The sequence below is a fragment of the Halomonas sp. A11-A genome, from assembly GCF_003182195.1.
GTDB lineage: Bacteria > Pseudomonadota > Gammaproteobacteria > Pseudomonadales > Halomonadaceae > Halomonas > Halomonas alkalicola.
The window spans coordinates 1-22,708 of sequence record NZ_QGTM01000010.1; the positions used below are offsets into that span (position 1 = coordinate 1).

19 protein-coding genes and 1 pseudogene are annotated in these 22,708 nt (G+C 66.2%); 9 read left to right on the forward strand and 11 right to left on the reverse strand.

The annotated features are described in order from the left end of the window. Nucleotides 1-88 precede the first annotated feature (88 nt). Entirely contained in the window at nucleotides 89-1,243 is a 1,155-nt protein-coding gene (locus DER72_RS08715) for an acetate/propionate family kinase (RefSeq protein ID WP_110069611.1), read from the forward strand. A 14-nt stretch (nucleotides 1,244-1,257) separates the two neighbouring features. Here the strand turns inward: DER72_RS08715 and DER72_RS08720 are convergent, their stop codons facing one another. Both DER72_RS08720 and DER72_RS08725 read right to left on the reverse strand, forming a co-directional pair. Next, entirely contained in the window at nucleotides 1,258-1,845 is a 588-nt protein-coding gene (locus DER72_RS08720; protein ID WP_110069612.1) for a DUF4202 domain-containing protein, read from the reverse strand. A 97-nt stretch (nucleotides 1,846-1,942) separates the two neighbouring features. Beyond that, on the reverse strand, nucleotides 1,943-3,007 hold the full coding sequence (locus DER72_RS08725) for a helix-hairpin-helix domain-containing protein (RefSeq protein ID WP_181395631.1): 1,065 nt from the start codon (nucleotides 3,005-3,007) through the stop codon (nucleotides 1,943-1,945). A 153-nt stretch (nucleotides 3,008-3,160) separates the two neighbouring features. Between DER72_RS08725 and DER72_RS08730 the strand changes: the two genes are divergently transcribed. Beyond that, nucleotides 3,161-4,708: an alkaline phosphatase gene (locus DER72_RS08730; protein WP_110069613.1), complete on the forward strand. Its 1,548-nt coding sequence runs from the start codon at nucleotides 3,161-3,163 to the stop codon at nucleotides 4,706-4,708. Between the two features lie 69 nt (nucleotides 4,709-4,777). Here the strand turns inward: DER72_RS08730 and DER72_RS08735 are convergent, their stop codons facing one another. After that, the gene (locus tag DER72_RS08735; RefSeq protein ID WP_181395632.1) at nucleotides 4,778-5,239 is read right to left on the reverse strand and encodes a DUF3592 domain-containing protein; all 462 of its coding nucleotides are present in this window, start codon (nucleotides 5,237-5,239) and stop codon (nucleotides 4,778-4,780) included. Between the two features lie 12 nt (nucleotides 5,240-5,251). Continuing rightward, a pseudogene (locus DER72_RS08740) lies at nucleotides 5,252-6,750 on the reverse strand (DASS family sodium-coupled anion symporter). A gap of 202 nt (nucleotides 6,751-6,952) precedes the next feature. Here DER72_RS08740 and DER72_RS08745 point away from each other — a divergent pair. From DER72_RS08745 to DER72_RS08760, 4 genes are all read left to right on the forward strand, one after another. After that, nucleotides 6,953-7,276 (forward strand): antibiotic biosynthesis monooxygenase, encoded by a 324-nt coding sequence (locus tag DER72_RS08745; RefSeq protein WP_110069615.1) that lies wholly within the window; start codon nucleotides 6,953-6,955, stop codon nucleotides 7,274-7,276. Between the two features lie 66 nt (nucleotides 7,277-7,342). Next, entirely contained in the window at nucleotides 7,343-9,769 is a 2,427-nt protein-coding gene (gene hsdR / locus DER72_RS08750; RefSeq protein ID WP_110069616.1) for an EcoAI/FtnUII family type I restriction enzme subunit R, read from the forward strand. 117 nt (nucleotides 9,770-9,886) lie between these two features. After that, on the forward strand, nucleotides 9,887-11,377 hold the full coding sequence (locus tag DER72_RS08755; RefSeq protein WP_110069617.1) for a class I SAM-dependent DNA methyltransferase: 1,491 nt from the start codon (nucleotides 9,887-9,889) through the stop codon (nucleotides 11,375-11,377). Beyond that, entirely contained in the window at nucleotides 11,374-13,086 is a 1,713-nt protein-coding gene (locus DER72_RS08760) for a restriction endonuclease subunit S (RefSeq protein ID WP_110069618.1), read from the forward strand. The genes DER72_RS08755 and DER72_RS08760 overlap by 4 nt, the downstream gene beginning before the upstream one ends. A gap of 117 nt (nucleotides 13,087-13,203) precedes the next feature. On the opposite strand, the gene DER72_RS08765 is transcribed toward DER72_RS08760, so the two are convergent. The 4 genes from DER72_RS08765 to DER72_RS08780 all read right to left on the reverse strand — a co-directional run bounded on the left by DER72_RS08765 (nucleotide 13,204) and on the right by DER72_RS08780 (nucleotide 16,957). Then, nucleotides 13,204-13,950, reverse strand: coding sequence for an HIRAN domain-containing protein (locus DER72_RS08765; protein ID WP_110069619.1), 747 nt, complete (start codon nucleotides 13,948-13,950; stop codon nucleotides 13,204-13,206). 1 nt (nucleotide 13,951) lies between these two features. Further along, entirely contained in the window at nucleotides 13,952-14,944 is a 993-nt protein-coding gene (locus tag DER72_RS08770) for a hypothetical protein (protein WP_110069620.1), read from the reverse strand. Between the two features lie 257 nt (nucleotides 14,945-15,201). Then, nucleotides 15,202-15,585: a DUF4168 domain-containing protein gene (locus DER72_RS08775; protein ID WP_110069621.1), complete on the reverse strand. Its 384-nt coding sequence runs from the start codon at nucleotides 15,583-15,585 to the stop codon at nucleotides 15,202-15,204. 124 nt (nucleotides 15,586-15,709) lie between these two features. Next, complete coding sequence (locus DER72_RS08780; protein ID WP_110069622.1) at nucleotides 15,710-16,957, reverse strand: YbfB/YjiJ family MFS transporter; 1,248 nt, start codon at nucleotides 16,955-16,957, stop codon at nucleotides 15,710-15,712. Between the two features lie 184 nt (nucleotides 16,958-17,141). Between DER72_RS08780 and DER72_RS08785 the strand changes: the two genes are divergently transcribed. Further along, nucleotides 17,142-17,735, forward strand: coding sequence for a cyclopropane-fatty-acyl-phospholipid synthase family protein (locus tag DER72_RS08785; RefSeq protein WP_110069623.1), 594 nt, complete (start codon nucleotides 17,142-17,144; stop codon nucleotides 17,733-17,735). A 14-nt stretch (nucleotides 17,736-17,749) separates the two neighbouring features. Continuing rightward, nucleotides 17,750-18,748 (forward strand): aldo/keto reductase, encoded by a 999-nt coding sequence (locus DER72_RS08790; protein ID WP_110069624.1) that lies wholly within the window; start codon nucleotides 17,750-17,752, stop codon nucleotides 18,746-18,748. On the opposite strand, the gene DER72_RS08795 is transcribed toward DER72_RS08790, so the two are convergent. The 3 genes from DER72_RS08795 to DER72_RS16265 are packed head-to-tail and all read right to left on the reverse strand — an operon-like array spanning nucleotide 18,745 to nucleotide 21,629. Next, nucleotides 18,745-19,431, reverse strand: a complete 687-nt coding sequence (locus DER72_RS08795) for a PhoU domain-containing protein (RefSeq protein ID WP_110069625.1) — start codon at nucleotides 19,429-19,431, stop codon at nucleotides 18,745-18,747. The genes DER72_RS08790 and DER72_RS08795 overlap by 4 nt on opposite strands. 24 nt (nucleotides 19,432-19,455) lie before the next feature. After that, entirely contained in the window at nucleotides 19,456-20,595 is a 1,140-nt protein-coding gene (locus tag DER72_RS08800) for a Na/Pi symporter (RefSeq protein WP_258306254.1), read from the reverse strand. 59 nt (nucleotides 20,596-20,654) lie between these two features. After that, nucleotides 20,655-21,629 (reverse strand): alpha/beta hydrolase, encoded by a 975-nt coding sequence (locus DER72_RS16265; RefSeq protein ID WP_219983243.1) that lies wholly within the window; start codon nucleotides 21,627-21,629, stop codon nucleotides 20,655-20,657. A gap of 497 nt (nucleotides 21,630-22,126) precedes the next feature. Between DER72_RS16265 and DER72_RS08810 the strand changes: the two genes are divergently transcribed. After that, nucleotides 22,127-22,708: hypothetical protein (locus DER72_RS08810; protein ID WP_181395633.1), on the forward strand; the 582-nt coding region annotated here is incomplete at its 3' end.

Genomic DNA, 22,708 nt, shown 5'->3' on the forward strand with positions numbered 1-22,708 from the left:
TCAAGGTCATGAAGCGGATGGCTTACGGGTACCGCGACACGGAGTACTTCTTCCTGAAGATCCGTGCCGCGTTTCCCGGCAAAATGCGATGAACCTGAAGTTTGCCCTCTACCCGCTGGCGGGCGCCGCTTCCCTCGACGCCCTGACACCCCGTTATCGCGGCAAGTTCACCGGGCTCAACGGCGGCGCCCCCGGCTTCACGCTGGCGGATGGCGAGGGCCGCCCGGTGGCGGTGGAGATGGGCGAGCTGCCCCCGAGCCTCGACCTGCCGGGTGCCACAGCACGCCTGCTGAGCTGGCTCGACGAGAGCCCCGACCTGGCACTCGCCGCGGTGGGACACCGCGTGGTGCACGGCGGCCGCGACTACCACCGCCCGGTGCGCCTCACCCCCGAGATCACCGACGCGCTCAAGGCCTTCGAATCGCTGGCACCGCTGCACCAGCCCTTCTGCCTCGCCCCGGTGGCGGCGCTGGCCGAGCGCCACCCTGAGCTGCCCCAGGTGGCCTGCTTCGACACCGCCTTTCACGCCGACCAGCCCGAGGTCGCCCGCTGGTTCGCCCTACCCCGGGAGATGACCGCGCGCGGGATGATCCGCTACGGCTTCCACGGCCTCTCCTACGACTACATCAACCAGGTGCTGCCGGCCTGCCTGGGCGATGCCCCCCGCGAGCGGGTGATCGTCGCCCACCTGGGCAACGGCGCCAGCCTCTGCGCCATCCGCAACGGCATAAGCGTGGCCTCCACCATGGGCTTCACCGCCATCGAGGGAATGCCCATGGGCACCCGCAGCGGCAGCCTCGACCCGGGGCTGGTGCTGCACCTGATCCAGCAGGAGGGAATGAGCGCCGACGAGGTCACCGAGCTGCTCTACAAGCGCTCCGGCCTGCTCGGCGTTTCCGGCATCAGCGGCGACATGCGAGAGCTGCTCGCAAGCCCTGCGGAGGAGGCCCGCGAAGCAGTGGCGCTCTACGCCTACCGCGCCGTGCGCGAGATCGGCAGCCTGGCGGCCGCCCTGGGCGGGCTCGACCAGCTGGTCTTCACCGCCGGCATCGGCGAGCGTGCCGCCCCGGTGCGCGAGGCCATCTGCCGGGGCTGCGAGTGGCTGGGCCTGGCCCTCGACCCAGACGCCAACCGCCGCGACGCCCTCCGCATCAGCCGCGCCGACAGCCGCGTCAGCGCCTGGGTGATCCCCACCGACGAGGAACGCATGATCGCCTGGTACAGCGCCCGGCTGCTGAACTAGATCCGACCGGACCCTTACCCCGCCAGCGCCTCCTCCACCAGGGCCCGCGCCTCGTCGCTCATGGGCAGGCCCAGCGCCAGCTCATGGGCCTTCGGCGACATCTTCTTCCAGGTCATCTGCACGATGCGGATCAGGTGGTCGTGGTCGATCTGCTTCGCGAAATCGCCGAAGTAGTTCTCCAGGAACACCAGGCAGGCGCAGTCCTCCACCGCCTGGGCCCCTGGGTCGCGCCCCAGGCCCTGCTTGCGGATCATCCGCTGCACCGCCTCGGCCGCCGCGTCGTCGAAGCCCGCCTCGCGCATCAGCCCGGCGGTGGTCTCGCCGGCCCGCTGCCCCTGGTCGCGGCGCCAGGTCAGGTAGCCCACCCGCCCTTCCGGATAGTCGCTGCGCGGCACCTGCCAGCGCTGCAGGTGCTGACCGCGCACCGCCAGGCGCATCAGCTCGTCGGGGCGATCATGCAGCCGCTCCAGCCAGGCGCTCATGCGCCCGGCGTGCCACAGCTCCCGGGGTACGGATTCGCCCGCCACCTCGACGCGACGCGGGTCCTCCGCGTGGAGCGCATCCAGGGCGGCCAGGGTCCGCTCGAAAGGGGAAAGGGGCATCGCTCAAGACTCCTTGCTGATCAGACAGAACGTCCCGGCAGCCATCACGCCACCGGGCCGAGATATCAGCCTGTTCTGAAGCAAAACCCCATACAGGTCAACCTTGTTCGCCACCACACAGCAGGCCGCTGCCGCGGATCGCTTCCAGACGCCCCTCGCCGATGCCGGAGATGCGCGTCAGCTCGCCCGGTGCCCGCCACGGCCGGCCCGAGATGATGGCCTCGGCGCGTGCCGGCCCCACATGGGGCAGCTCGGCCAGGCGGTCGGCGCCGCTGGCGTTGAGGTCGATGCAACCCGGACCACCCCGGCTGGCCATCAGCTCACCCCCATCGGCAGCCTGGCGCTCCAGCGTCGCCCCGTTCAGCGCCACATACACCGGCACATGGTCCGAGATGCGCGCGCGGGCCTCCTGGTGGGCCATCGGCAGCAGTTCGGGGAAGCGCAACACACCCTGCTCATCCGGCGCGAGACGCTCGGCGTCGTACCACAGGTTGTCGTAGAGGTTGGCATAGCGGCCCGCCGTGGTCGCCAAGGTAGAGGCACCCTCGGTCACCGCCGGCACCGCGCCCCGCTCGCGCAGGGGCGCCCAGCCGGCATGGTCCGGTGCCAGGTTGAAGTCGCCCATCAGCAGGCGCGGGGTATCGGCATGCACCTCGCCGAGCCACTGCCAGTAGTCGGCCAGTGCCGCAATCTCCGGCAGGCGGTCGCCAACGCTATCGCCATACACCACATGTACCGTGGCCGCGGTGAAGAGCGTATCGTTCTCCACATCGCGGAAGCGCGCCGAGTAGGGCTCGCGCGAGAAGACGTCGCCATGGTCGATGAACACCACCGCGCCATCCTCGTAGGCCACCTCGCTCTCGCGCCACAGGAAGCCGTAGTGCTCCTCGTAGGAGCTGCGCCCCAGGGCATGGCTGGCCATGGAGGACCACGCCTCGCTGGAGAGCGCCTCCAGCTCTCGCTCCAGCGCCTCGAGGGCCGCTGGGTCCATCAGCTTCTGGATGGCCAGCAGGTCGAAGTGGTCGGCCACATGAGCCACCTGCCCCACCGCCTTGTCGTTGTTCCAACCCAGGTGCTTGATGTTCCAGCTGCCCACGACGATATCGCCCTGGGCCACCAGGGGAGCGAGAGCCAGCAGCCCGGCCAGTAGATAGCGGCGCATGAATCCTCCACGCAAAAGGCCGCCATGCTGCCGGCTTCGCGCAGAATCATCAATGGCTTAACAAGGAAACAGGCATGTCATCGCGCCGACAAGGGGCTGTCATCACGACACATGATGATGCAGTAGCTGTACTCACCCCTTTCGGAGGTTCTCATGCGCTTCACTCGTCGCGACACCCTCAAGCTCGGCCTCAAGGGGGGTGCCGCCCTCGGCGCCTGCCTGGCCGCCCCTTCCATCGTGCTGGCCCAGGGCCGCCGCCCGATGCTGCCCTACGGTGTGATGAGCGGCGACATGCTGCACGACCGCGCCATGCTCTGGGCCCAGGTCGATCGCCCGGCACGCATGCGGGTCGAGATCGCCGACAACCCCGAGTTCCGTGGCGCCCGCCAGTTGCTCGGCCCCGAGGCCCTGCCGGATACCGGCCTGACCACCAAGCTCGACGCCACCGGGCTCTCCGGCCTGGATACCGTGCACTATCGCATTCGCTTCGAGGCGCTGGACGACCGCCGTGGCGTCAGCGAGCCCGTCGTCGGCCAACTGCGCATGCCCCCAGCGAGCCGCCGCAACGTGCGCTTCGTCTGGTCGGGCGACACCGCCGGCCAAGGCTGGGGAATCGACGAATCGCGAGGCGGCATGACCACCTACGCCACCATGCTGAGCCAGCAACCGGACTTCTTCATTCATTCCGGCGACACCGTCTATGCCGACGGCCCCCTGCAGGAGAGCGTGGAACTGCCCGATGGCGGGCTGTGGCGCAACCGGGTGACACCCGCCAAGATCAAGGTGGCCGAGAGTCTGGACGAATTCCGCGGCCAGTACGCCTACAACCTGATCGACGCCAACCTGCGCCGCTTCAATGCCGCCGTGCCCATGCTCGCCCAGTGGGACGACCATGAAACCGTCAACAACTGGTACCCCGGCCAGCTCCTCGACGACGATCGCTACACCGAGAAGAACGTCTCGCTGCTCGCCGCCCGCGCCCGCCGCGCCTTTCTCGAATACATGCCGCTGCGCCAGCGCCCCGAGGCCCCCGGGCGGATCTACCGACGCTTCGCCTATGGTCCCAGCCTGGAGATCTTCATGCTCGACATGCGCTCCTACCGCGCAGCCAACAGCCGCAACCGGCAAGCCAGCGGCGACGAGGCCACCTTCCTCGGCCAGGACCAACTGCGCTGGCTGCTCGACGGCCTGCGCAGCTCCCGGGCGACCTGGAAGATCATCGCCTCGGACATGCCCATCGGCCTGATCGTACGCGACGGCGACAACTTCGAAGCCATCGCCAACGATCACCACGGCGAGCCCCTGGGCCGGGAGCTGGAGATCGCCGAGCTGCTCCGGGCGATCCGCGACGAAGCCATCCACAACGTGGTCTGGCTCACCGCCGACGTGCACTACACCGCCGCTCACCACTACTCGCCGGAGCGCGCCAGCTTCAAGGACTTCGACCCCTTCTGGGAGTTCGTCAGCGGCCCCCTGCACGCCGGCACCTTTGGCCCCGGCGAGCTGGACGGCACCTTCGGCCCCGAAGTGGTCTACCAGAAGGCGCCGCCGGAGGGGCAGTCCAACCTGCCGCCCTCCGACGGCTACCAGTTCTTCGGCCAGGTGGATCTCGATGGCGAGAGCGAGATCCTCACCGTGACCCTGATGGACGCAGCCGGCAATGCCCTGCATACCCAAGCACTGGAACCCCAGCGCGCTTGATACGCAGGCCTGACTACCACGCAAAGCGCCGCGGCTCCCGGGAACCGCGGCGCTTTTACATGGCGGGAGTCACTGCAGGTAGATGAACAGGGCAAACCCCGCCACCGCCAGCAGGAACAATGCCAGTCCGATGCGCCGGGAGGGGATGCGCGACGGGCCGAACTGGGCGAGTTTCGGGTCGTCGGGGTCGTAGCGAACCTCCAGCGTCTTGCCGGTGGGGTAGTCTCGCAACCAGGCCTCCGCCGCCTCACGCTCCGTGAAGGAAGGCGGCGCATCGAAGCGGCGGTTGTCGGTGACGATTGCCTGGCCCGCCACCTCGAAGCGCACTTCCACCCGCGGCAGGAAGCGCGCCTGCTGCTCGAAGTGCTCACGCCGCTGAGAGTGCTGACGGTGCTCGATGACCTCGGTGGCCACCACCTCGGCCATGGCCCGGGGCCAGGCGTTGACCGCGCGGCGCTGCCATACGCCGTAACCGGAAAATGCCGCCCCGGCCAGGGCGGCGATGGCGATCAGCAGGGGAACCTGCGACATCATGGAACATCCTTACCAGTAGCCGAGCAGCTTCCACCATAGACCGCCCACCACGACCCAGACCAGCAGGTTGACCACGCTCATGATGAAGCCGGCGCGCCACCACTCACCGAGCGGCACATAGCCCGAACCGAAGATGACCGGGGAGGTGCCCGTGGCGTAGTGGGTCAGGGTCATCATGATCGAGGAGGCCGCCGCCATGCTCAGCACGAACGGCATCGCCGGCGCTCCCATGGCCAGGCCCACGGCCAGAAAGGCTCCCATCATCGCCGTGATATGCGCCGTGGTACTGGCGAAGAAGTAGTGAGAGTAGAGGAATACCAGGATCAGCAAGGAGCTCGCGCCAAGCCAGCCCACGCCGGTCTGGGTAATCAGGCCCTCGATGGTGGAGGAGAACCAGGCCACCACACCAAGCTGATTAAGCTGCGAGGCCATCATCACCAGGGCACCGAACCACACCAGGGTGTCCCAGGCACTCTTTTCGCTCAGCACGTCCTTCCAGGTCAGCACCCCGGTCAGCAGCAGAACGGCGAGGCCGATCAGCGCGGCCGTGGCCGAATGCAACGCAAAGGCATCACCCAGCAGCCAGGCCGGCACCCCTGCCCACAGCAGCAGCAGCATCACGAACACACCCAGGGTGATCTTCTCGTCTCGCTGCATGCGGCCTAGGTCGGAGAGCTGCTGGCGGGCGAAGCTCGCCGCGTCTTCGGTCTTCTTGATCTCGGGGGGATAGAGCAGGTAGAGCACCAGCGGCATCAGTGCGATCGCCGCCAGGCCCGGCAACAGCATGGCCAGCGCCCAGGTGGTCCAGCTCAGCGTAATCGCGGCACCGGTGGCTTCGGCAATCAGCTTGACGGTCAGCGGGTTGGGGGCCGTGGCGGTCACGAACATCGCCGAGGTAATGGGGTTGCTGTGGTAGTTGACCAGTGCCAGGTACTTGCCGATCTTGCCGGTATTCCCGTTCTCGGGGGTTGAACCGAAGCTATGGGCGATCGACTCATGATGGGGTGCATGATGCCGCCCCCGCGCGCCGTGTTGCTGGGTGTGACCGGGGCGATCGTCAGCTCGGAGAGCGCCAGGGCATAGCCGATACCGAGCGTACGCTTGCCGAATACCGAGATGAAATAGTAGCCGATACGCGAGCCCAGGCCGGTCTTGATCAGGCTGCGGGATATCACGATGGCCACGGCAATCAGCCAGATCAGCGGGCTGGTGAAGCTGCCCAGCGCATCGCGGATCGCCGTGCCCGGCTGGTCGCTGGTGACGCCCGACGCCGCGACCATCGCGATGGCGACGATCGAGAGCGCACCAATCGGCATCGCCTTGCCGATAATGGCGGCAATCGTACCGATGAACATGGCCAGCATCAGCCATCCCTGATCGGAGACTTCGGCAGGCTGGGGCAACAGCCACACCCCCAGGCCGACCACGATAGCCACCAGCGCGGGAACCAGCCGCAGATCCGAGGCGCCTTCGTGAGTTTGGGACATGAGCGATTTCCCTGTGAACATTGAAAGGAGTCGCCAGGTCGATGGCCTCGCAGGACACTGGTCCTCAACCGAAGCGACACGGCCAAGGTACCAGCACTAAACTAAAGTTTTATTGATGCAGGTGGGTGTCATAGCGCCAACACCCTGTCCACACAGGGAATCAATGTGGGAGATCGTCGCCCTCGCGACGTGACGCCCGATTCACTGCCGACAGGAGAAAGCCATGAAGTACATCTTCGAAGTGCATATCCGCGACGGCTACACCGCCGAGGACTACGCCGACGCCTGGGTACGCGCCAGCGAGCTGATCCAGCAGGCGCCGGGTGCACGGGGCACCGAGCTGCACCGCAAGATCGACGACCCCGCCACCCTTATCGCCATCGCCCACTGGGACAGCAAGCAAAGCCGTGACGCCATGGAGGCCCAGCCGGCGCCAAGGGTGAAGGAGATCATCAAGAGCGCCGCCCCCTTCTGCGAGATCCGCGTGATCGGCGAATTCAAGGAGCCCGAGTGGGTGGTGATGCCGCCGGGTCCACAGGATGCTTAGCCTGCTCGGGTAACGTAAGCTTGGGTAACCAATGCCCGCCCCGCCATCGACAAGCAGGATGCTGCCATGGACAAGAAGGCCCTCAGCGAACGGGACATCTGCACCAAGTTCATCACCCCGGCGCTGGCGCACGCCGGCTGGGATATCCAGACCCAGGTGCGCGAGGAGGTCTCCTTCACCGCCGGGCGCATCATCGTGCGCGGGCGGCTGCATATTCGCGGCAAGCGCCGCCGCGCCGACTACCTGCTCAGCTACCACAAGAACCAGCCCATCGCGGTGATCGAAGCCAAGGACAACAAGCACGGCCTCGGCGACGGCATGCAGCAGGCACTCGCCTACAGCGACGCCCTGGACGTGCCCTTCGTGTTTACCAGCAACGGCGACGGCTTCCTGTTCCACGACCGCACCGGTCTCGGCAGCCAGACCGAAACCGTGCTCGGCCTGGACGACTTCCCCTCCCCGGAGATGCTCTGGGAACGCTACTGCCGCTACCGGGGCCTGGGGCCCGCCGAGCGCTCCGTGGTGGAGCAGCCCTACTACGACGACGGCAGCGGCCGCAGCCCGCGCTACTACCAGCGCATCGCCATCAACCGCGCCGTGGAGGCGGTAGCCCGCGGCCAAGACCGCATACTGCTGGTGATGGCCACTGGCACCGGCAAGACCTTCACCGCCTTCCAGATCATCTGGCGGCTGTGGAAGGCCAAGCAGAAGAAACGCATCCTCTTCCTCGCCGACCGCAACATCCTGGTCGACCAGACCAAGAACAACGACTTCAAGCCCTTCGGCCAGGCGATGACCAAGGTCACCAACCGCACGGTGGACCCCTCCTACGAGATCTACCTGTCGCTCTACCAGGCGGTGACCGGCAGCGAGGAGGAGCAGAACATCTACCGACAGTTTTCGCCGGACTTCTTCGACCTGATCGTCATCGACGAATGCCATCGGGGCAGCGCGGCGGTGGATTCCGCCTGGCGCCGGGTGCTCGACTACTTCGCATCCGCCACCCATATCGGCCTGACCGCCACGCCCAAGGAGACGAAAGAGGTCTCCAACATCGACTACTTCGGCGAGCCGCTCTACACCTACTCGCTCAAGCAGGGCATCGAGGATGGCTTCCTCGCCCCCTACAAGGTCATCCGCGTGGATATCGACCGCGACCTGCAGGGCTGGCGGCCAAGCAAGGGGCAGCGCGACAAGTTCGGCCAGGAGATCGAGGACCGCATCTACAACCAGAAGGACTTCGACCGCCAGCTGGTGCTGGAGCCGCGCACCGAGCTGGTGGCGCGCAAGATCACCGAGTTCCTAGAAGGCAGCGACCCCTACCAGAAGACCATCGTCTTCTGCGAGGACATCGACCACGCCGAGCGCATGCGCCAGGCGCTGGTCAACCTCAACCCGAAGCGAGTGGCCGAGAACCGCAAGTACGTGATGCGCATCACCGGCGACGAGGCCGAGGGCAAGGCGGAGCTCGACAACTTCATCAACCCCGAGGCGCGCTACCCGGTCATCGCCACCACCAGCAAGCTGATGACCACCGGCGTCGACGCCCAGACCTGCAAGCTGATCGTGCTCGACCAGCGCATCCAGTCGATGACCGAGTTCAAGCAGATCATCGGCCGCGGCACCCGCATCAACGACGACTACCACAAGCACTGGTTCACCATCCTCGACTTCAAGAAGGCCACCGAGCTGTTCGCCGACCCCGACTTCGACGGCGACCCGGTGAAGGTCTACCAGCCCGGCGCCGGCGACCCCGTCACACCCGATGATGAGCAGGAAGAGAGCGAGGCGGCGGCGGAAGGCGTCGAGGAGGGTCTCGCCGGCTACGAGCTGGAGGATGGCGCCACCTGGCAGAACGACGACGCCACGGCCGCGCCGGTGACCGCCTTCGGTGACGATGAAGGCCAGGGCAAGCGGGTGAAATACGTGGTCGATGACATCACCGTCAGCGTGGTGGCCGAGCGGGTGCTGTATCACGATGCTAATGGCAACCTGATCACCGAGAGCCTGCGCGATTACACCCGCCAGAAGGTGAAGGAGCAGTTCGCCTCCCTCGACGACTTCCTGCGACGCTGGCACGACGCCGAACGCAAGCAGGCGATCCTCGACGAGCTGGCCGAGCAGGGCATCTTCTGGGAGGAGCTGATCGCCGAGCTGGGCAAGAAGCTCGGCGACGAGCCCGACCCCTTCGACGTGATCTGCCATATCGCCTTCGACCGCCCACCGCTGACCCGCCGGGAGCGCGCCGAGCAGGTGAAGAAGCGCGACCTCTTCGGCCGCTACGAGGGTCAGGCACGAAAGGTGCTGGAGTCGCTGGTGGAGAAGTACGCCGACGCCGGCATCACGCCCATCGAGGACCCCAAGGTGCTTACCCTGGCCCCCTTCAGCGAGATCGGTGCCCCCATGGAGCTGGTCCAGGCCTTCGGCGGCAAGCCAGGCTATACCCGCGCGGTCCATGAACTCGAAGACGCCCTCTACCACTCCAGCGGCTGACCGGTATCCTGTTGGCATTGCGCAGCATGCCCCAGGCGTTATCCACACCCCGATGCCGGCGCTTCCGCCTGTGGATGAACCGGCATCTGCCCAGCATCGCAAGGAATCGACACCCCCATGAGCATCAGCACCACCATCAAGTCCATCCAGGACATCATGCGCAAGGACGTCGGCGTCGACGGCGACGCCCAGCGCATCGGCCAGCTCGTCTGGATGCTGTTCCTGAAGATCTTCGATGACCGGGAGCAGGAGTGGGAGATGTTCGACGATGCCTACCGCTCGCCGATCCCCGAGCCGCTGCGCTGGCGCCGCTGGGCCGCCGACCCCGAGGGCATGACCGGCGACGAGCTCAAGGAGTTCGTCGACACCATGCTCTTCCCCGGCCTGCAGCAGCTGCAGCCCCGCGGCGACGACACCCGCGCCGTGGTGATCCGCAACGTCTTCGAGGACGCCTACAACTACATGAAGTCCGGCCAGCTGATGCGCCAGGTCATCAACAAGCTGCAGGATGGCATCGACTTCAACACCCAGGCCGACCGCCACCAGCTCGGCGATATGTACGAGCAGATCCTCAAGGACCTGCAGAGCGCCGGCAACGCCGGGGAGTTCTACACCCCGCGGGCGGTGACCGAGTTCATGGTCAACCGGGTAGACCCCAAGCTCGACGAGATCGTCATGGACCCGGCCTGCGGCACCGGCGGCTTTCTCACCTGCACCATCGAGCACAAGCGCAGCCGCTACGTGCAGACCCCGGAGGACGAGCAGACCCTGCAGGCCAGCATCCGTGGCATCGAGAAGAAGCCGCTGCCCCACTTGCTGGCTACCACCAACCTGATCCTCCACGGCATCGAGGTGCCGGAGCAGATCCGCCACGACAACGCCCTGGCCCGCCCGCTGATCAGCTGGGGGCCCAAGGAGCGAGTGGATGTGATCGTCGCCAACCCGCCCTTCGGAGGCATGGAGGAGGACGGCATCGAGACCAACTTCCCCCAGGCCTTCCGCACCCGCGAGACCGCCGACCTGTTCATGACGCTGTTCATCCAGCTGTTGAAGGAGGGCGGCCGCGCCGCGGTGGTCCTGCCGGACGGCTTCCTGTTCGGCGAGGGCATGAAGACCCGCCTCAAGGAGAAGCTGCTCAGCGAGTGCAACCTGCACACCATCGTTCGCCTGCCCAACGGCGTGTTCAACCCCTACACCGGCATCAAGACCAACCTGCTGTTCTTCACCAAGGGTCGGCCCACCGAGCAGATCTGGTACTACGAGCACCCCTACCCCGAGGGCTACAAGAACTACAGCAAGACCCGACCGATGCGCTTCGCCGAGTTCGCCACCGAAATCGACTGGTGGGGCGAGGAAAGCGACGGCTTCGCCAGTCGGGAGGAGACCGAGCAGGCCTGGAAGGTCGGCATCGAGGAGATCAAGGCGCGCCACTACAACCTGGATATCAAGAACCCCCACCAGGCCGAGCAGACCAGCCACGACCCGGATGAACTGCTGGCGCAATACGCCCAACAGCAGGCCGAGATCCAAGAACTGCGCGACCAGCTCAAGCAGATCCTCGGCGATGCGCTGAGCCACGCCACTGCCAAGGAGGGCGAACAGGCATGAGCGCGCGCGAGCTGATTACCGACCACCTCGACCTCTGGACCGGCGCCGTCACCCAGAAGCGCAGCGGTGGCCGCGGCAACAATGGAAAGATCGAGCTGACCGGCATCAAGAAGCTGCGCGAGCTGATTCTGGAGCTCGCCGTGCGCGGCAAGCTGGTGGAGCAGGACCCCGAGGACATTTCTTTTAGTGATTTACTCCTCAATCTCCGACATGACTATACGCCGCCCAAAACAAGGGGTCGCCAAACAGTGTCAGGCGAGGTTACGCCAGATGAGCAGCCATTCAAAAAACCGAAAGGCTGGGCATGGACAAGGCTGGGTGAAATAGTCGAGGTTCTCGACAGTCAGCGTAAGCCCATAACAAAATCGGCACGCAAAGATGGTCCCTATCCATATTATGGCGCCTCTGGCATCGTAGACTATGTTGATGGCTACCTATTTGACGAACCATTGGTGCTAGTCGGTGAGGACGGCGCCAAATGGGATAAGGGAGAAGGAACAGCTTTTCCTATTTCAGGCAAGACGTGGGTAAACAATCACGCCCATGTTTTAAGGCCAAGAAGGGAGGCTATCACCGATGAATACTTGGTGTATTTCCTAACTGCCGCCGACTTAAACCCGTATATCACCGGAATGACCGTTCCCAAGCTTAATCAAGCGCGACTATCATCTATACCCGTTGCCACACCGAGCCTTGAGGAACAACACCGCATCGTCGAAAAAGTCGACGAGCTGATGGCCCTCTGCGACCGGCTGGAGCAGCAGGTCGGCGACCAGTTGGAAGCCCATGAGGTGCTGGTCGATACCCTGCTCGACGCCCTCACCCGCTCCGCCGATGCCGCGGAAGTGACCGCGAGCTGGGCCCGCATCGCCGAGCATTTCGATACCCTCTTCACCACCGAAGCCAGCATCGACAAGCTCAAGCAGGCCATCCTCCAGCTGGCGGTGATGGGGCGGCTGGTGGAGCAGGACCCCAACGATGAGCCCGCCAGCGTGCTGCTGGAACGTATCGCCGAGGAGAAGGTCCGGCTGGTCAAGGAAGGGAAGATTAGAAAGCAGAAGCCGTTACCGGAAATAGCTCATGATGAATATCCCTTTGAGATTCCAACTGGGTGGGCTATGTCTCGCATGGATGACATCACCAACATTATAAGCGGCATTGCCAAAGGCAAGAAGCTCTCCGGAAAGAAAGCTGTTTGGGTGCCTTACCTAAGGGTGGCCAATGTCCAGAGAGGTGCGCTTGACCTAAGCGAGGTCAAGGAAATTGAAATGGCATGCGATGAGGTTGAGAAATACACAGTCGAGAAAAGAGATCTCTTGATCACTGAAGGTGGCGACTGGGACAAGGTGGGAAGAACAGCAATATGGAATGCTGACATCAAACCTATGACTCACCAAAATCATGTCTTTCGTGCCCGCCTCATCCTTGGAGAGCAGAACGAGCATTGGATCGAAAAATATCTTAACTCTGGAATTGCCAGAGAGTATTTCGCCAATTCGAGCAAGCAGACAACCAATCTTGCCTCCATCAACAAAACTCAGCTAAGAAGCTGTATCGTTCCAGTTCCTCCGCTAGACGAGCAGCAGCGCATCGTCGACAAGGTCGACGAGCTAATGGCCCTCTGCGATCAGCTCAAGAACCGCCTGGCCGAGGCCGGCGCGACCCGCACTCACCTCGCCGAGGCAGTGGTGGAACAGGCGGTGAACTGATGGCCCACCTGAGCCATCCCGGGAGGACAGAGCAAGTAAGAACCCCCGCGTAAGCTCGTGAGAGCCAAGAGGCGGGGGCCATGTTGACGCATGTGTACGGCGCTCAGCGCATCAGGCTCAAGCCTGCATCCGGAACACATTGGCCGGCATTGCCGGTCGGTCATCCAGTCGGATCCGGGTCAGTACATAGACCAGAGGGCGCTCTGGGCTGCCATTGATGCGAAATACCTCGCCGTCGAGGGCAGCACCCCGGCCCAGCATGCGGTGAAGCATGTCCAGGTGCCCCCGCGGAACATAACCGAGCTTTCGTCCGGCGCTCTCCATCCTGATGGCGTGTGCGTCAATCTGGTTTTCAGGTTCCGGCACGAACTGCACGGGGTCGCCCTGGCTCAGCTCTGAGGCGTCGAGTTCGGCTTCATGGCGGAACCCAGCCACCTCCACCAGCACCTCGAAGGCTTCAGGCGGATCATCAAAGGGATGCACCAGCTCGAAACCATCGTTGGGTAGCTTGGCACCGCTGTACCCCAACAGGGCGAAGTCGCTGATCTCGGCATCGGCAGGGATGGCACGCAGCTCCAGATAGCGACTGAAATCGCCTCGGCTTCGCGGCGGCAGGCGCCGCTTGAAGGCCTCCATCACCTGGTGGCTGTGCTCCACCTGCTTCAGCGGGAAGGCGGGATAGCCTTCGAAGCCCATTTGCTTCGCCTCTGTCATCTCGGGGCCGTGGTCATATTGAAGCACTACCTGACCGCCCTTCGTCACCAACTGGCCCACGCGATAGCGAGAGCGCTTCTTGCTCTCGCGGGCCTGCCAGAAGAGCAGCAGCCGCTGTGGTTCCACCAGATGTTCGATAAAGCGGGTCATGTCAGTTCTCCAGCGCCTCTAACAGGCGCGCTCTCCTTGTCAGCGTCAGGAAGGCAATAAATTCAGCACGTTGAGCTGTAAGCGGGTGCGGAAGGTCAAATTGCGTGAGGCGGTACAGCATGGCCTCCAAGTCATCTTCGCACCATCTTTGCAGCCGTTCTATCAGTATCGGTCGGATATGGGGAAAGTGCCGACAGTACGCGACGACTCCTTCGATCAATGGTAGGCGCCGACTGTCGTCCCTGGCCCAGCGCATCTGATGCTGACCCCTTCGCAGGTATCCCGCGAGCTCGTTCGGGTCGCGCATCATGCGCTGCATCTTCTCCGGTAACAACTCATGCCCCAGGCTGGTGCCGTTGTCGAAGTAGGGCGCGAACCGTGCCAAAGGCCCTTCCTCGCTCCAGATCAGCCCCCAGTTTTCCTGATGGCGGTCGGTGTTACCGATCAGCGCATCGAAACAGAGACACAGCCCCCAGTAGCGCCGCCAGTCATGGGTCAGCCACTTGCCACGCTCAAGAATGCGGCTGATCTCGATGATGGTAGCCAGGTTGTGCTGCTTCCCCTTTTCACGGTCATAGCCCGGAATACGGCGCTGCATGTAGTCGCCTCCGGGGAAATAGCGCTCATCTCCACTGCCGGGGTAGCCCATGAACCACTCGTTCAGAGTGCCGGGCTCATTACGCTCCGAATCGATCGCTACGAACACCGGCGGCAGGGTCAGCCCCATCAGGCGTCCGATGCGAAAGGCGATCAGCTCGGCCCAGTACTGATCGGGGTGACGTGGCTTGCCAGGGTCGTTGGCACTCTTGATGGCTTCCTTGAACAGGTAGTTATGGCCCGGCAAACAGAAGTCGAACGGAGCCGGATTCGGGCAGACCAGCAGCGACTTGTCCCGAGCGCCAACCGGGAAGACCTCGTATTCCTGATGGATGTCCCAGCTCGCAATATCGATGACCTGATCTGGTCCTTGCTCGACTCCCTCACGATCGATCATGGCGCGGTCCCTGGCAGCCCGGAATCAAAAAACCCCTCAGCAGCATCACCGCAGAGCGGATCCGCCGATCGGGGCCGTGTTGGTAATTACTATAACACCCCTGCAAAACCTGCCCACCACCCACAAAAAGCCCCCGCAAGGTGCGGGGGCGAAGGACGCGGTCCGGCCGGACATGCCGAGGGGGCGGGGGGAACCTGGGCCGGCCGCGTCGGGGAACACCATACACCGGGACCGGGCCTGGGCCCGGCCCGCGAGCCTTACGACTCGACCTTCTCCTGAACGCGCTGCATCAGCTCGGGGTCCTGCTGAACCGCCATGCCGATGGCGTTGAAGGTATCCACGTCGAGACCACCCTCCTCGACCGCTTCGACCATCTTGTCGTTGGCCTCCATCTGCACTTCCTGCTGGGCGGCTTCGTCCTCGGCGGCCTGCAGGCGCTCGGTGTACTCCTGAGAGATCACGACGATTTCCTGGGAGACCTCCGCGAACTGCTCAAGCTGCTCATCGGTGAAGTCCATCGCCGGGGCCGCGGCCTGGGGCTGCTCGGGGGCAGCGGCCGGGTCCTGCTGGGCGTGGGCGGTGGCCGACATCAGGCCGGCGCTGAGCAGGGCGGCAGAGAAAAGGGCTGTCATCCGTTTCATTGATACCTCCAGAGAATCACCCCAGAGGGGGGGCGTTGTATGCATGTGCCCTCTGTGACGACGCTCACCCGCTCGCGTTCAACATTTTCCGGTAACCCTTGGTAACAGGTTGATTCATCAGGTGTCAGGCCACGCCTCCCCGCGCCTCGGCATCCAGCCGCTGGGCGGTCTGATCCACCGCACGCAGCCAGATCAACAGCAGCGCCCCCAGGGCCACGAAGCCGCCGGCCAGCCACAGGCCGGTGTCATAGTGGCCGGTACCCTCGGCGAGCATCCCGGTGAGCGCCGGGGCGACGATCTGCGCCGTGCCGTAGGCCAGCGTCATGCGCCCCATCATCCGCGCCGGGCTCTGGGGGTAGAGCCGACCGGCCATGGTCAGCACCAGGCTCACGCAGCCGAGGAAGGTGCCGCCGTAGAGCACGGCGCTGATCAGCACGCTGGCCAGGCTCGCGGTCAGCGCCGGCAGCACGATGCCCACCACCTGCAGGGCCATGGCCGCGATCAGCGCACCCAGGTAGCCGAAGCGCCGGGCGATCAGGTCCCACACCATCACCGCGGGAGCGGCGGCCAACCCCACCAGGGCAAAGGTCCAGTTGCCGGCACCAGCCAGCAGCGGCTCGCGTTCAACGATGGCCACGATGAAGGTGGCGCTGATCACATAGCCGTAGCCGGCGCAGAAGTAGGCGGCGAGCATCAGCCGCATGAAGGTGCGGCTAGGCGGCTGGGCCTGGCGTTGCCCGCCTCCGGCACCCATGATCGGCTTGGCGGGGCGCGGCAGCCAGGCCCAGGCGGGAATCAACAGCGCCGCGGCCAGAGCGGTGAAGCCCCACCACTGGGCCTGCCAGCCGAAGGCCAGGCGCAGCATCAGCTCCACCGCCAGGGCCGCTACCAGCATGCCCAGCCCCACCCCGGCAAAGTGGATACCCAGTTCGCCGCGCTGCCCGTGGCTGATCAGCCAATGCAGGATCAACCCCGAGGCCAGCAGCATGGCGCCGCTGCTGGAGAAACCGGCCACGAAGCGCATGGCCGCCCACAGCCAGAAGCTGTCCGCGAGGGCCATGCCGGCGGTGGAGAGCACCGCCAGCACCAGGGTGAGGCGATAGAGGGTGTCCTTGAGCCGGATGCTGTGGATGGAGGCCGCCAGCAGCGCGCCCAGCATGTAGCCGGCATAGTTGAGGGCGGCCAGCCAGCCGCCCTGGGCATCGGTGAGCCAGGTCTGCTGCTGCATCACCGGCAGCAGCGGCGTATAGGCGAAGCGCGCCACGCCGATGCAGAGGATCTGGCTGAACACCCCGGCCAGCAGCACCCGGTAGCGCGGGGAGAGGAACCCCGGGGACGGTCCCCCGAGGGAGGGTGACGAAGGCGTGGCCATGCCTGGCGCTCCTGATGTCCGTATTGTTGCGTCGTTATGCCGCTAAGGATCCTACCTTAACCGACTTTCCATGGAAGCCATCGCACGAATCACGACGTCGCCGAACACCGACATATCGCTGCCACATTGTCGGCATAACTTGCTACTCTCGAGCTCTGACCACCCCTGACAGGAGAGTGCCCCCATGTGGGACGAACGCTACAGCACGGATGACTACGTCTACGGCACCGAACCCAACGACTTCCTGCGCGAGCAGGCCGGTCTGATCGGCGAGGCGCCCAAGCGGGTGCTCTGCCTGGCGGACGGCGAGGGGCGCAACGGGGTCTACCTGGCAGGGCTGGGCCACTGGGTGACCTCGGTGGATGCCTCCTCGGTGGGCCTGCGCAAGGCCGCCCAGCTGGCCGAGGAGCAGGGGGTGGCGCTGACCACCCTGAATGCCGACCTCACCGAGCATGAGTTCCTGCCGGAGAGCTTCGATGCGGTGGTGTCGATCTTCTGCCACGTGCCGGCGGCGGGCCGCCCCCACCTGCACCGCCAGGTGATCCGCGCCCTGAAGCCCGGTGGCGTGCTGATCCTCGAGGCCTACACCCCGGATCAGGTGCCGCGCAGCACCGGCGGCCCGGACACCCCGGACCGCACCCCCACCGCTGCCGAGCTCGACGCGGCCTTCGCCGAGATGGCGATCGAGCTCAGCCGCGAGTGCGAGCGAGAGGTGGTGGAGGGCCGTGGCCATACCGGCCTGGGCGCCGTGGTGCAGTTCATTGCCCGCAAGCACTGAGCACGAGGAGTGCCATGATGACCCTTTTCTCCCGTCTACAGGCGGTCGGCTCACCCGCCATCGGCCTGGGCTGCATGAACCTCTCCCACGGCTACGGCCAGCCGGTGCCCGAGGCCGAGGCGCTGCGCGCCCTGGATGCCGCCTTCGACATGGGCTATCGCCACTTCGATACCGCGACCCTCTACGGCGCCACCGCCAACGAGCGGCTGGTGGGCAAGGCCCTCTCGGCCAGGCGCGGCGAGATCCTGCTGGCCAGCAAGTGCGGCATGGCCATGGACCCCGAGCTGGGCCGCAAGGTGATCGACGGCCGGCCGGCCACCCTGCGCCGCCAGTGCGAGGAGAGCCTGGCGCGCCTCAAGACCGACCATATCGACCTCTACTACCTGCATCGCTGGGACAGGACGGTGCCCATCGAGGAGAGTGTGGGCGCGCTCGGCCGGCTGGTCGAGGAGGGCAAGATCGGCGCCGTGGGCCTCTCCGAGGTCTCGGCGGCCACCCTCCGGCGCGCCCGGGCCGAGCACCCCATCGCCGCGGTGCAGTCGGAGTATTCGCTGTGGACCCGCAACCCGGAGATCGCGGTGCTCGAGGCGTGCCGCGAGGCGGACACCCTGTTCGTGGCCTTCAGCCCGCTGGGGCGGGGCTTCCTGGCCGGTGCCGTGAGGGAGCCGGAGCGCCTGGCGGAGGGCGACATGCGCCGGGGCATGCCGCGCTTCAGCGCCGAGCACCTGCCCCGCAACCTGGCGCTGCTGGCCGAGCTGGAGGCCGTGGCCGGCGAGCTCGAGGTCACCAGCGGCCAGCTGGCCCTGGCCTGGCTGCGCGCCAGGGGCGACGACATCCTGCCGATCCCCGGCACCCGCTCCGTGGCCCATATGCGCGAGAACCTGGCCGCCGAGGGGCTGCGCCTGAAGGCCACCACCGTGGCGCGGCTGGACGCCCTGCTGGCCCCGGAGCGGGTCGCGGGCGAGCGCTACGGCGTGGCGCAGCAGGCCGAGATCGATACCGAGACGTTCTAGTCCAGGGCGCGGTCGTCGGGGTCGCTGGGGAAGTCCAGGTCCTCCAGGCGGCCGGTCACCGCGGTGGCGATGTTGGCCAGGTGCGAGGCTACCCGCTTGTAGTGGCGTGCCAGCAGCGAATAGGCCACCGCCTCGTGGAACTCGACCGCCTCCTCCTCGCGCAGCAGCGCCTCGATCAGCTTGTCGCAGCGGCCGCGGATCTCGCGGGTGGCCGTGATGACCCGATGGGCCTTGGCCTCGTCGGAGTCACGAGTTGCGGCGATCAGCTCCTTGAACAGGCCGTTCAGGCGCTCGGCCATCTCGTCCAGCGGATGCTGGTAGCTGGGCACGTGGAAGCCTTCGCTGTAGAAGGCCCCCACCTCGAAGACGTTCTTGCAGTAGTCGCCGATGCGCTCGGCGTCCTTGGCCACGCTCATCAGCGCCAGGCAGATGGCCACGTCGTGGCCGGGGTTGACGGTGAGGTGGCGCAGCACCTTGCGGCGGATCGAGCGCTCGAGCTCGTTGACGGCCCGGTCACGCTCGTAGAGCGGCTGGCGCACTTCCTCGGCGGCCACGGTGCTGTAGAGCACCTCGTTGGCACGCGAGAACATCCAGGCGCCATGTTCCAGCATCCGGGTCAGGTCGGCGTAGGCCTGGTCGATGCTGTTCTCGGAGGTGAGGGCGCTATAGAGCTGTTTGAACATGGGGAACCTCCCGGTTGGCCGCGCTCAGCGCAGGCTCATGAACAGTTCGGTGAGGGTGATGCCGACCAGGGGCACCACCAGGAATACGCCGATCAGGAACAGGAAGGCGTAGCGAATCTTCTGGCCGGCCAGCCGCCCGTACCAGGTGGCAATGCGCAGAGGAATGACCCGCAGGGGCCACCAGATGGCGGTACCGGTCAGGTTGAAGATGACATGGAACAGCGCCACCGTCATCGCCGCGGCAATGGGGTTGGCGGTCGCCGCCAGCACGCTGGTCACGGTGGTGCCCAGGTTGGCGCCCATCATGAACGGCAGCACCCGCCGCAGGCGCACCACCCCGGCCCCGGCCAGGGGCACCATCAGGCTGCTGGTGATGGAGCTGGATTGCACCAGCACGGTGGAGACCACCCCCACGCCATAGGCGCGGGCGTCGGTGCGGAAGAAGTAGGTGCGGAACAGCCCGTCCATATGGCGCAGCAGGGCGCCACGCAGGTTCTGCACCATGAACACCAGGGCGGTGAACATCAGCAGCAGGCCGAGGCCGGCCACCAGCAGGCCGGCGGAAGCCGGGCTCGGCATCAGGGTAGTACCGATCCAGTTGGCCCCGTCGACGATGGGCGCGGTGATCACCTTGATAGGGCTGCTGGGGCGGGCGACCTCCTCCAGGCCGATCAGGTCGGCCAGCCAGGCGGCCAGCCGGGTGAAGATGCCGCGCCCACCCTCATGGAACATCCCGGTGAACCACTCCAGCGGGAAGACGATCAGCACGGTCAAGATATTGAAGAAGTCGTGCATCATCGCCGCGGTGAAGGAGCGCCGGAAGTTGCGCTTGATGCGCACGTTGGCCAGGGCCACGATCACCCCGGTCACCGCGGTGCCGATATTAGCGCCCATGATGGCAAACACCGCCGTGCCCAGGGTCATCTCCCCGCTGGCCACCAGGGTGACGATCAATGCCGAGGTAAACGAGGAGCTCTGCACCACCATGGTGACCAGCACGCCGGCCATCAGGGCGACGAAGGGGTTCTCGCCGTAGGCGAAGGCCCGGGTCAGGACATCGCTGGCCCCCCCGAAGGTGCCAAGCCCCGCGCCCAGCACGTTGAGGGCGGCCAGGAACAGGTAGAGGCACAGGCCGGCGTAGAGGCCTCGCAGCCAGGCGGGCACCTCGTGAGTGGCCTGGCGTGCAAGAGCGGGACGATCGGTGGAAGGTCCAGGATTCGACATTAGTGGTCTGCCGTGTTGGTGAACGGTCCCTTCGTGACGTTTCGATGACGATTCCGTGTCAGTGGGCGCAACGTAGCGCCACTATATGACACTTTGATGACGACGGGGCCATCCCGGGTCCGACGCCACCGCCCGGACGTGGCCAAACAGGTGTGGACAACTTCGGCCACTTCGTCGAGAACCGGGTCATTCGCCGCGCCCTGTGGCAGCGGCTGGCCGAGCTGCCGACGGTCACCAGGCTCTGCCGGACGGGCCCGGTGGCCTGGGTGCCGGGGGGGCCACCGCAGCCTGCTGGAGCTCGACGACGGCCGGATGCTGGCCGCCCATGTCATCCACCCCCTGGCGGGCCAGGGCCTCAACCTGGGGCCGCAGGACGCCGAGGCGCTGAGCGGCTGGCCGGCGCCAAGCGCCAGGTGATGCGCCACGCCCTGGGGCTCTGACCTCTTACGCCGGCTGTGGCGCGCCTCGGCCAGGGCGGCCTCGAGGAAGGCCAGCAGCGCGGGCAGTTCCGCCTCGATATGCCGGCTCAGGTCATGATCGCCGGGCAGCAGGTGCAGTCGGGTAGGGGTGGCACCGCGGCTGGCATGGAGGCGCTCGGCATCCTCGGGCGGAATCACGCTGTCGTCGAGGCCATGCACCAGCAGCACCGGGCAGCCGACCCGGGGCAGCGTAGTGACCGGGGCGATGGCAGCGAAGCGGTGGCCGATCACCCGCTCCACGTAGCGCAGCACGTACCAGCCCAGGGGAAAGAAGGGCAGCCCCTTCTCCTTCAGCCAGCGGCGCATCATGCCGTCCGGGTGTGCAAAGGCCGACAGGCTCACCACCGCCGCAATATCGTCGCGCCGCGAGGCGGCAAGCAGCACCGCCGCGGCGCCCACCGAGTGGCCAAGCAGGACCACCGGCGCCTGGGCCATGCCGGGCCGCGCGCGCAGCCAGGCCACGGCGGCGTCGGTATCCTCGGCAAAGCGCGGCATGGAGGAGAAGGTATCGGCATCGCTCTCTCGCCGTGATTGCGGGCATCGAAGAGCAGTACGTTCCAGCCCGCCGCCTGCAGCGGCCGCGCCAGGGGCAGCATCAGCTCACGGTTGGCGCCCCAGCCGTGGGTGATCACCACCGTCCCTCGGCGCTTCCCGGGCAACCACCAAGCCGCCAGCCGGCGACCCCGTCGGGCAGGAATCCACAGGGCCTCGCCGTCGAAGCCGAGCTCGGCCAGCCCGTAGGCGACCGGGACCCGCGGTGCAGCCAGGCTGATCCTGAGGCGCCGATGGAAGAGATGCAGCAGCACGGCGCCGCCGGCCACGATGCCCGACAGCACCCATCAGAGGGTCGACATGATTCAGGGCTCCTCGCGCAGGTGGTATGGCGACCATTGTGCGCCCTGGCGCCGGAAGCGTCAGCCGCCGTGGTGCCTCAGCTGCCGCCGCGCCGTCCCGGTGCTAGGCTGTGGCCATTGCCGCCCCCGGAGATGCCCATGTCGCTGCCCGCCTCGATCCGCCGCCTCGCCGCCGCCTGCCTGGCCGGCCTGCTGCTGCCCCTGCCCGCCTTGGCCCAGGGCCCCGACGCCGAATGGCAGGCCTATGAGGCGGCTCTGAATGACGGCGCCCGCCAGGCGGGCTACTGGCAGGCGGGCTGGACGACGATCTATGCCGGCAGCCTGGCCCTGAACACCTGGCAGGCCAGCGAAGCGAGCAGCCGCGACGACCGCTACGACGCCCGGGTGGGGGTGGTGAAGTCGGCCCTCGCCCTGGGCGGCATGTTCCTCGACCGCCAGCCCCACCCCGCCGCCTCCCGCGAGCTTGCGGCCGGCGAACCGGGCGATATCGACGGCGCCCGGGCGCTGCTCGAGGCCGTGGCCGCCGAGGAGCAGCGGCGCCGCAGCTGGGAGGCACGGCTCGGCTCTCTGGCCGTGAACACCGCCGCGGGGCTGCTGATCGCCGTGGGCGACGGCCGCGAGCGCGACGGCGCCATCAACTTCGCCACCGGCATGCTGGTCAGCGAGCTGCAGCTGCAGACCCAGCCGCGCCAGGCCACCGCCGCCATCAACCGCTTCCGG

Excerpts from the sequence above, each read along its gene's own strand:
- DER72_RS08745 (WP_110069615.1), top strand. The coding sequence starts at position 6,953 with ATGAAGTACATCTTCGAAGTGCATATCCGCGACGGCTACACCGCCGAG.
- DER72_RS08790 (WP_110069624.1), top strand. The coding sequence starts at position 17,750 with ATGATGACCCTTTTCTCCCGTCTACAGGCGGTCGGCTCACCCGCCATC.
- DER72_RS08760 (WP_110069618.1), top strand. The coding sequence starts at position 11,374 with ATGAGCGCGCGCGAGCTGATTACCGACCACCTCGACCTCTGGACCGGC.
- DER72_RS08725 (WP_181395631.1), bottom strand. The coding sequence starts at position 3,007 with ATGCGCCGCTATCTACTGGCCGGGCTGCTGGCTCTCGCTCCCCTGGTG.
- DER72_RS08715 (WP_110069611.1), top strand. The coding sequence starts at position 89 with ATGAACCTGAAGTTTGCCCTCTACCCGCTGGCGGGCGCCGCTTCCCTC.
- DER72_RS08735 (WP_181395632.1), bottom strand. The coding sequence starts at position 5,239 with ATGTCGCAGGTTCCCCTGCTGATCGCCATCGCCGCCCTGGCCGGGGCG.
- DER72_RS08770 (WP_110069620.1), bottom strand. The coding sequence starts at position 14,944 with ATGATCGATCGTGAGGGAGTCGAGCAAGGACCAGATCAGGTCATCGAT.
- DER72_RS16265 (WP_219983243.1), bottom strand. The coding sequence starts at position 21,629 with ATGCCGCGCTTTGCCGAGGATACCGACGCCGCCGTGGCCTGGCTGCGC.
- DER72_RS08775 (WP_110069621.1), bottom strand. The coding sequence starts at position 15,585 with ATGAAACGGATGACAGCCCTTTTCTCTGCCGCCCTGCTCAGCGCCGGC.
- DER72_RS08795 (WP_110069625.1), bottom strand. The coding sequence starts at position 19,431 with ATGTTCAAACAGCTCTATAGCGCCCTCACCTCCGAGAACAGCATCGAC.
- hsdR (WP_110069616.1), top strand. The coding sequence starts at position 7,343 with ATGGACAAGAAGGCCCTCAGCGAACGGGACATCTGCACCAAGTTCATC.
- DER72_RS08720 (WP_110069612.1), bottom strand. The coding sequence starts at position 1,845 with ATGCCCCTTTCCCCTTTCGAGCGGACCCTGGCCGCCCTGGATGCGCTC.
- DER72_RS08780 (WP_110069622.1), bottom strand. The coding sequence starts at position 16,957 with ATGGCCACGCCTTCGTCACCCTCCCTCGGGGGACCGTCCCCGGGGTTC.
- DER72_RS08785 (WP_110069623.1), top strand. The coding sequence starts at position 17,142 with ATGTGGGACGAACGCTACAGCACGGATGACTACGTCTACGGCACCGAA.
- DER72_RS08730 (WP_110069613.1), top strand. The coding sequence starts at position 3,161 with ATGCGCTTCACTCGTCGCGACACCCTCAAGCTCGGCCTCAAGGGGGGT.
- DER72_RS08755 (WP_110069617.1), top strand. The coding sequence starts at position 9,887 with ATGAGCATCAGCACCACCATCAAGTCCATCCAGGACATCATGCGCAAG.
- DER72_RS08765 (WP_110069619.1), bottom strand. The coding sequence starts at position 13,950 with ATGACCCGCTTTATCGAACATCTGGTGGAACCACAGCGGCTGCTGCTC.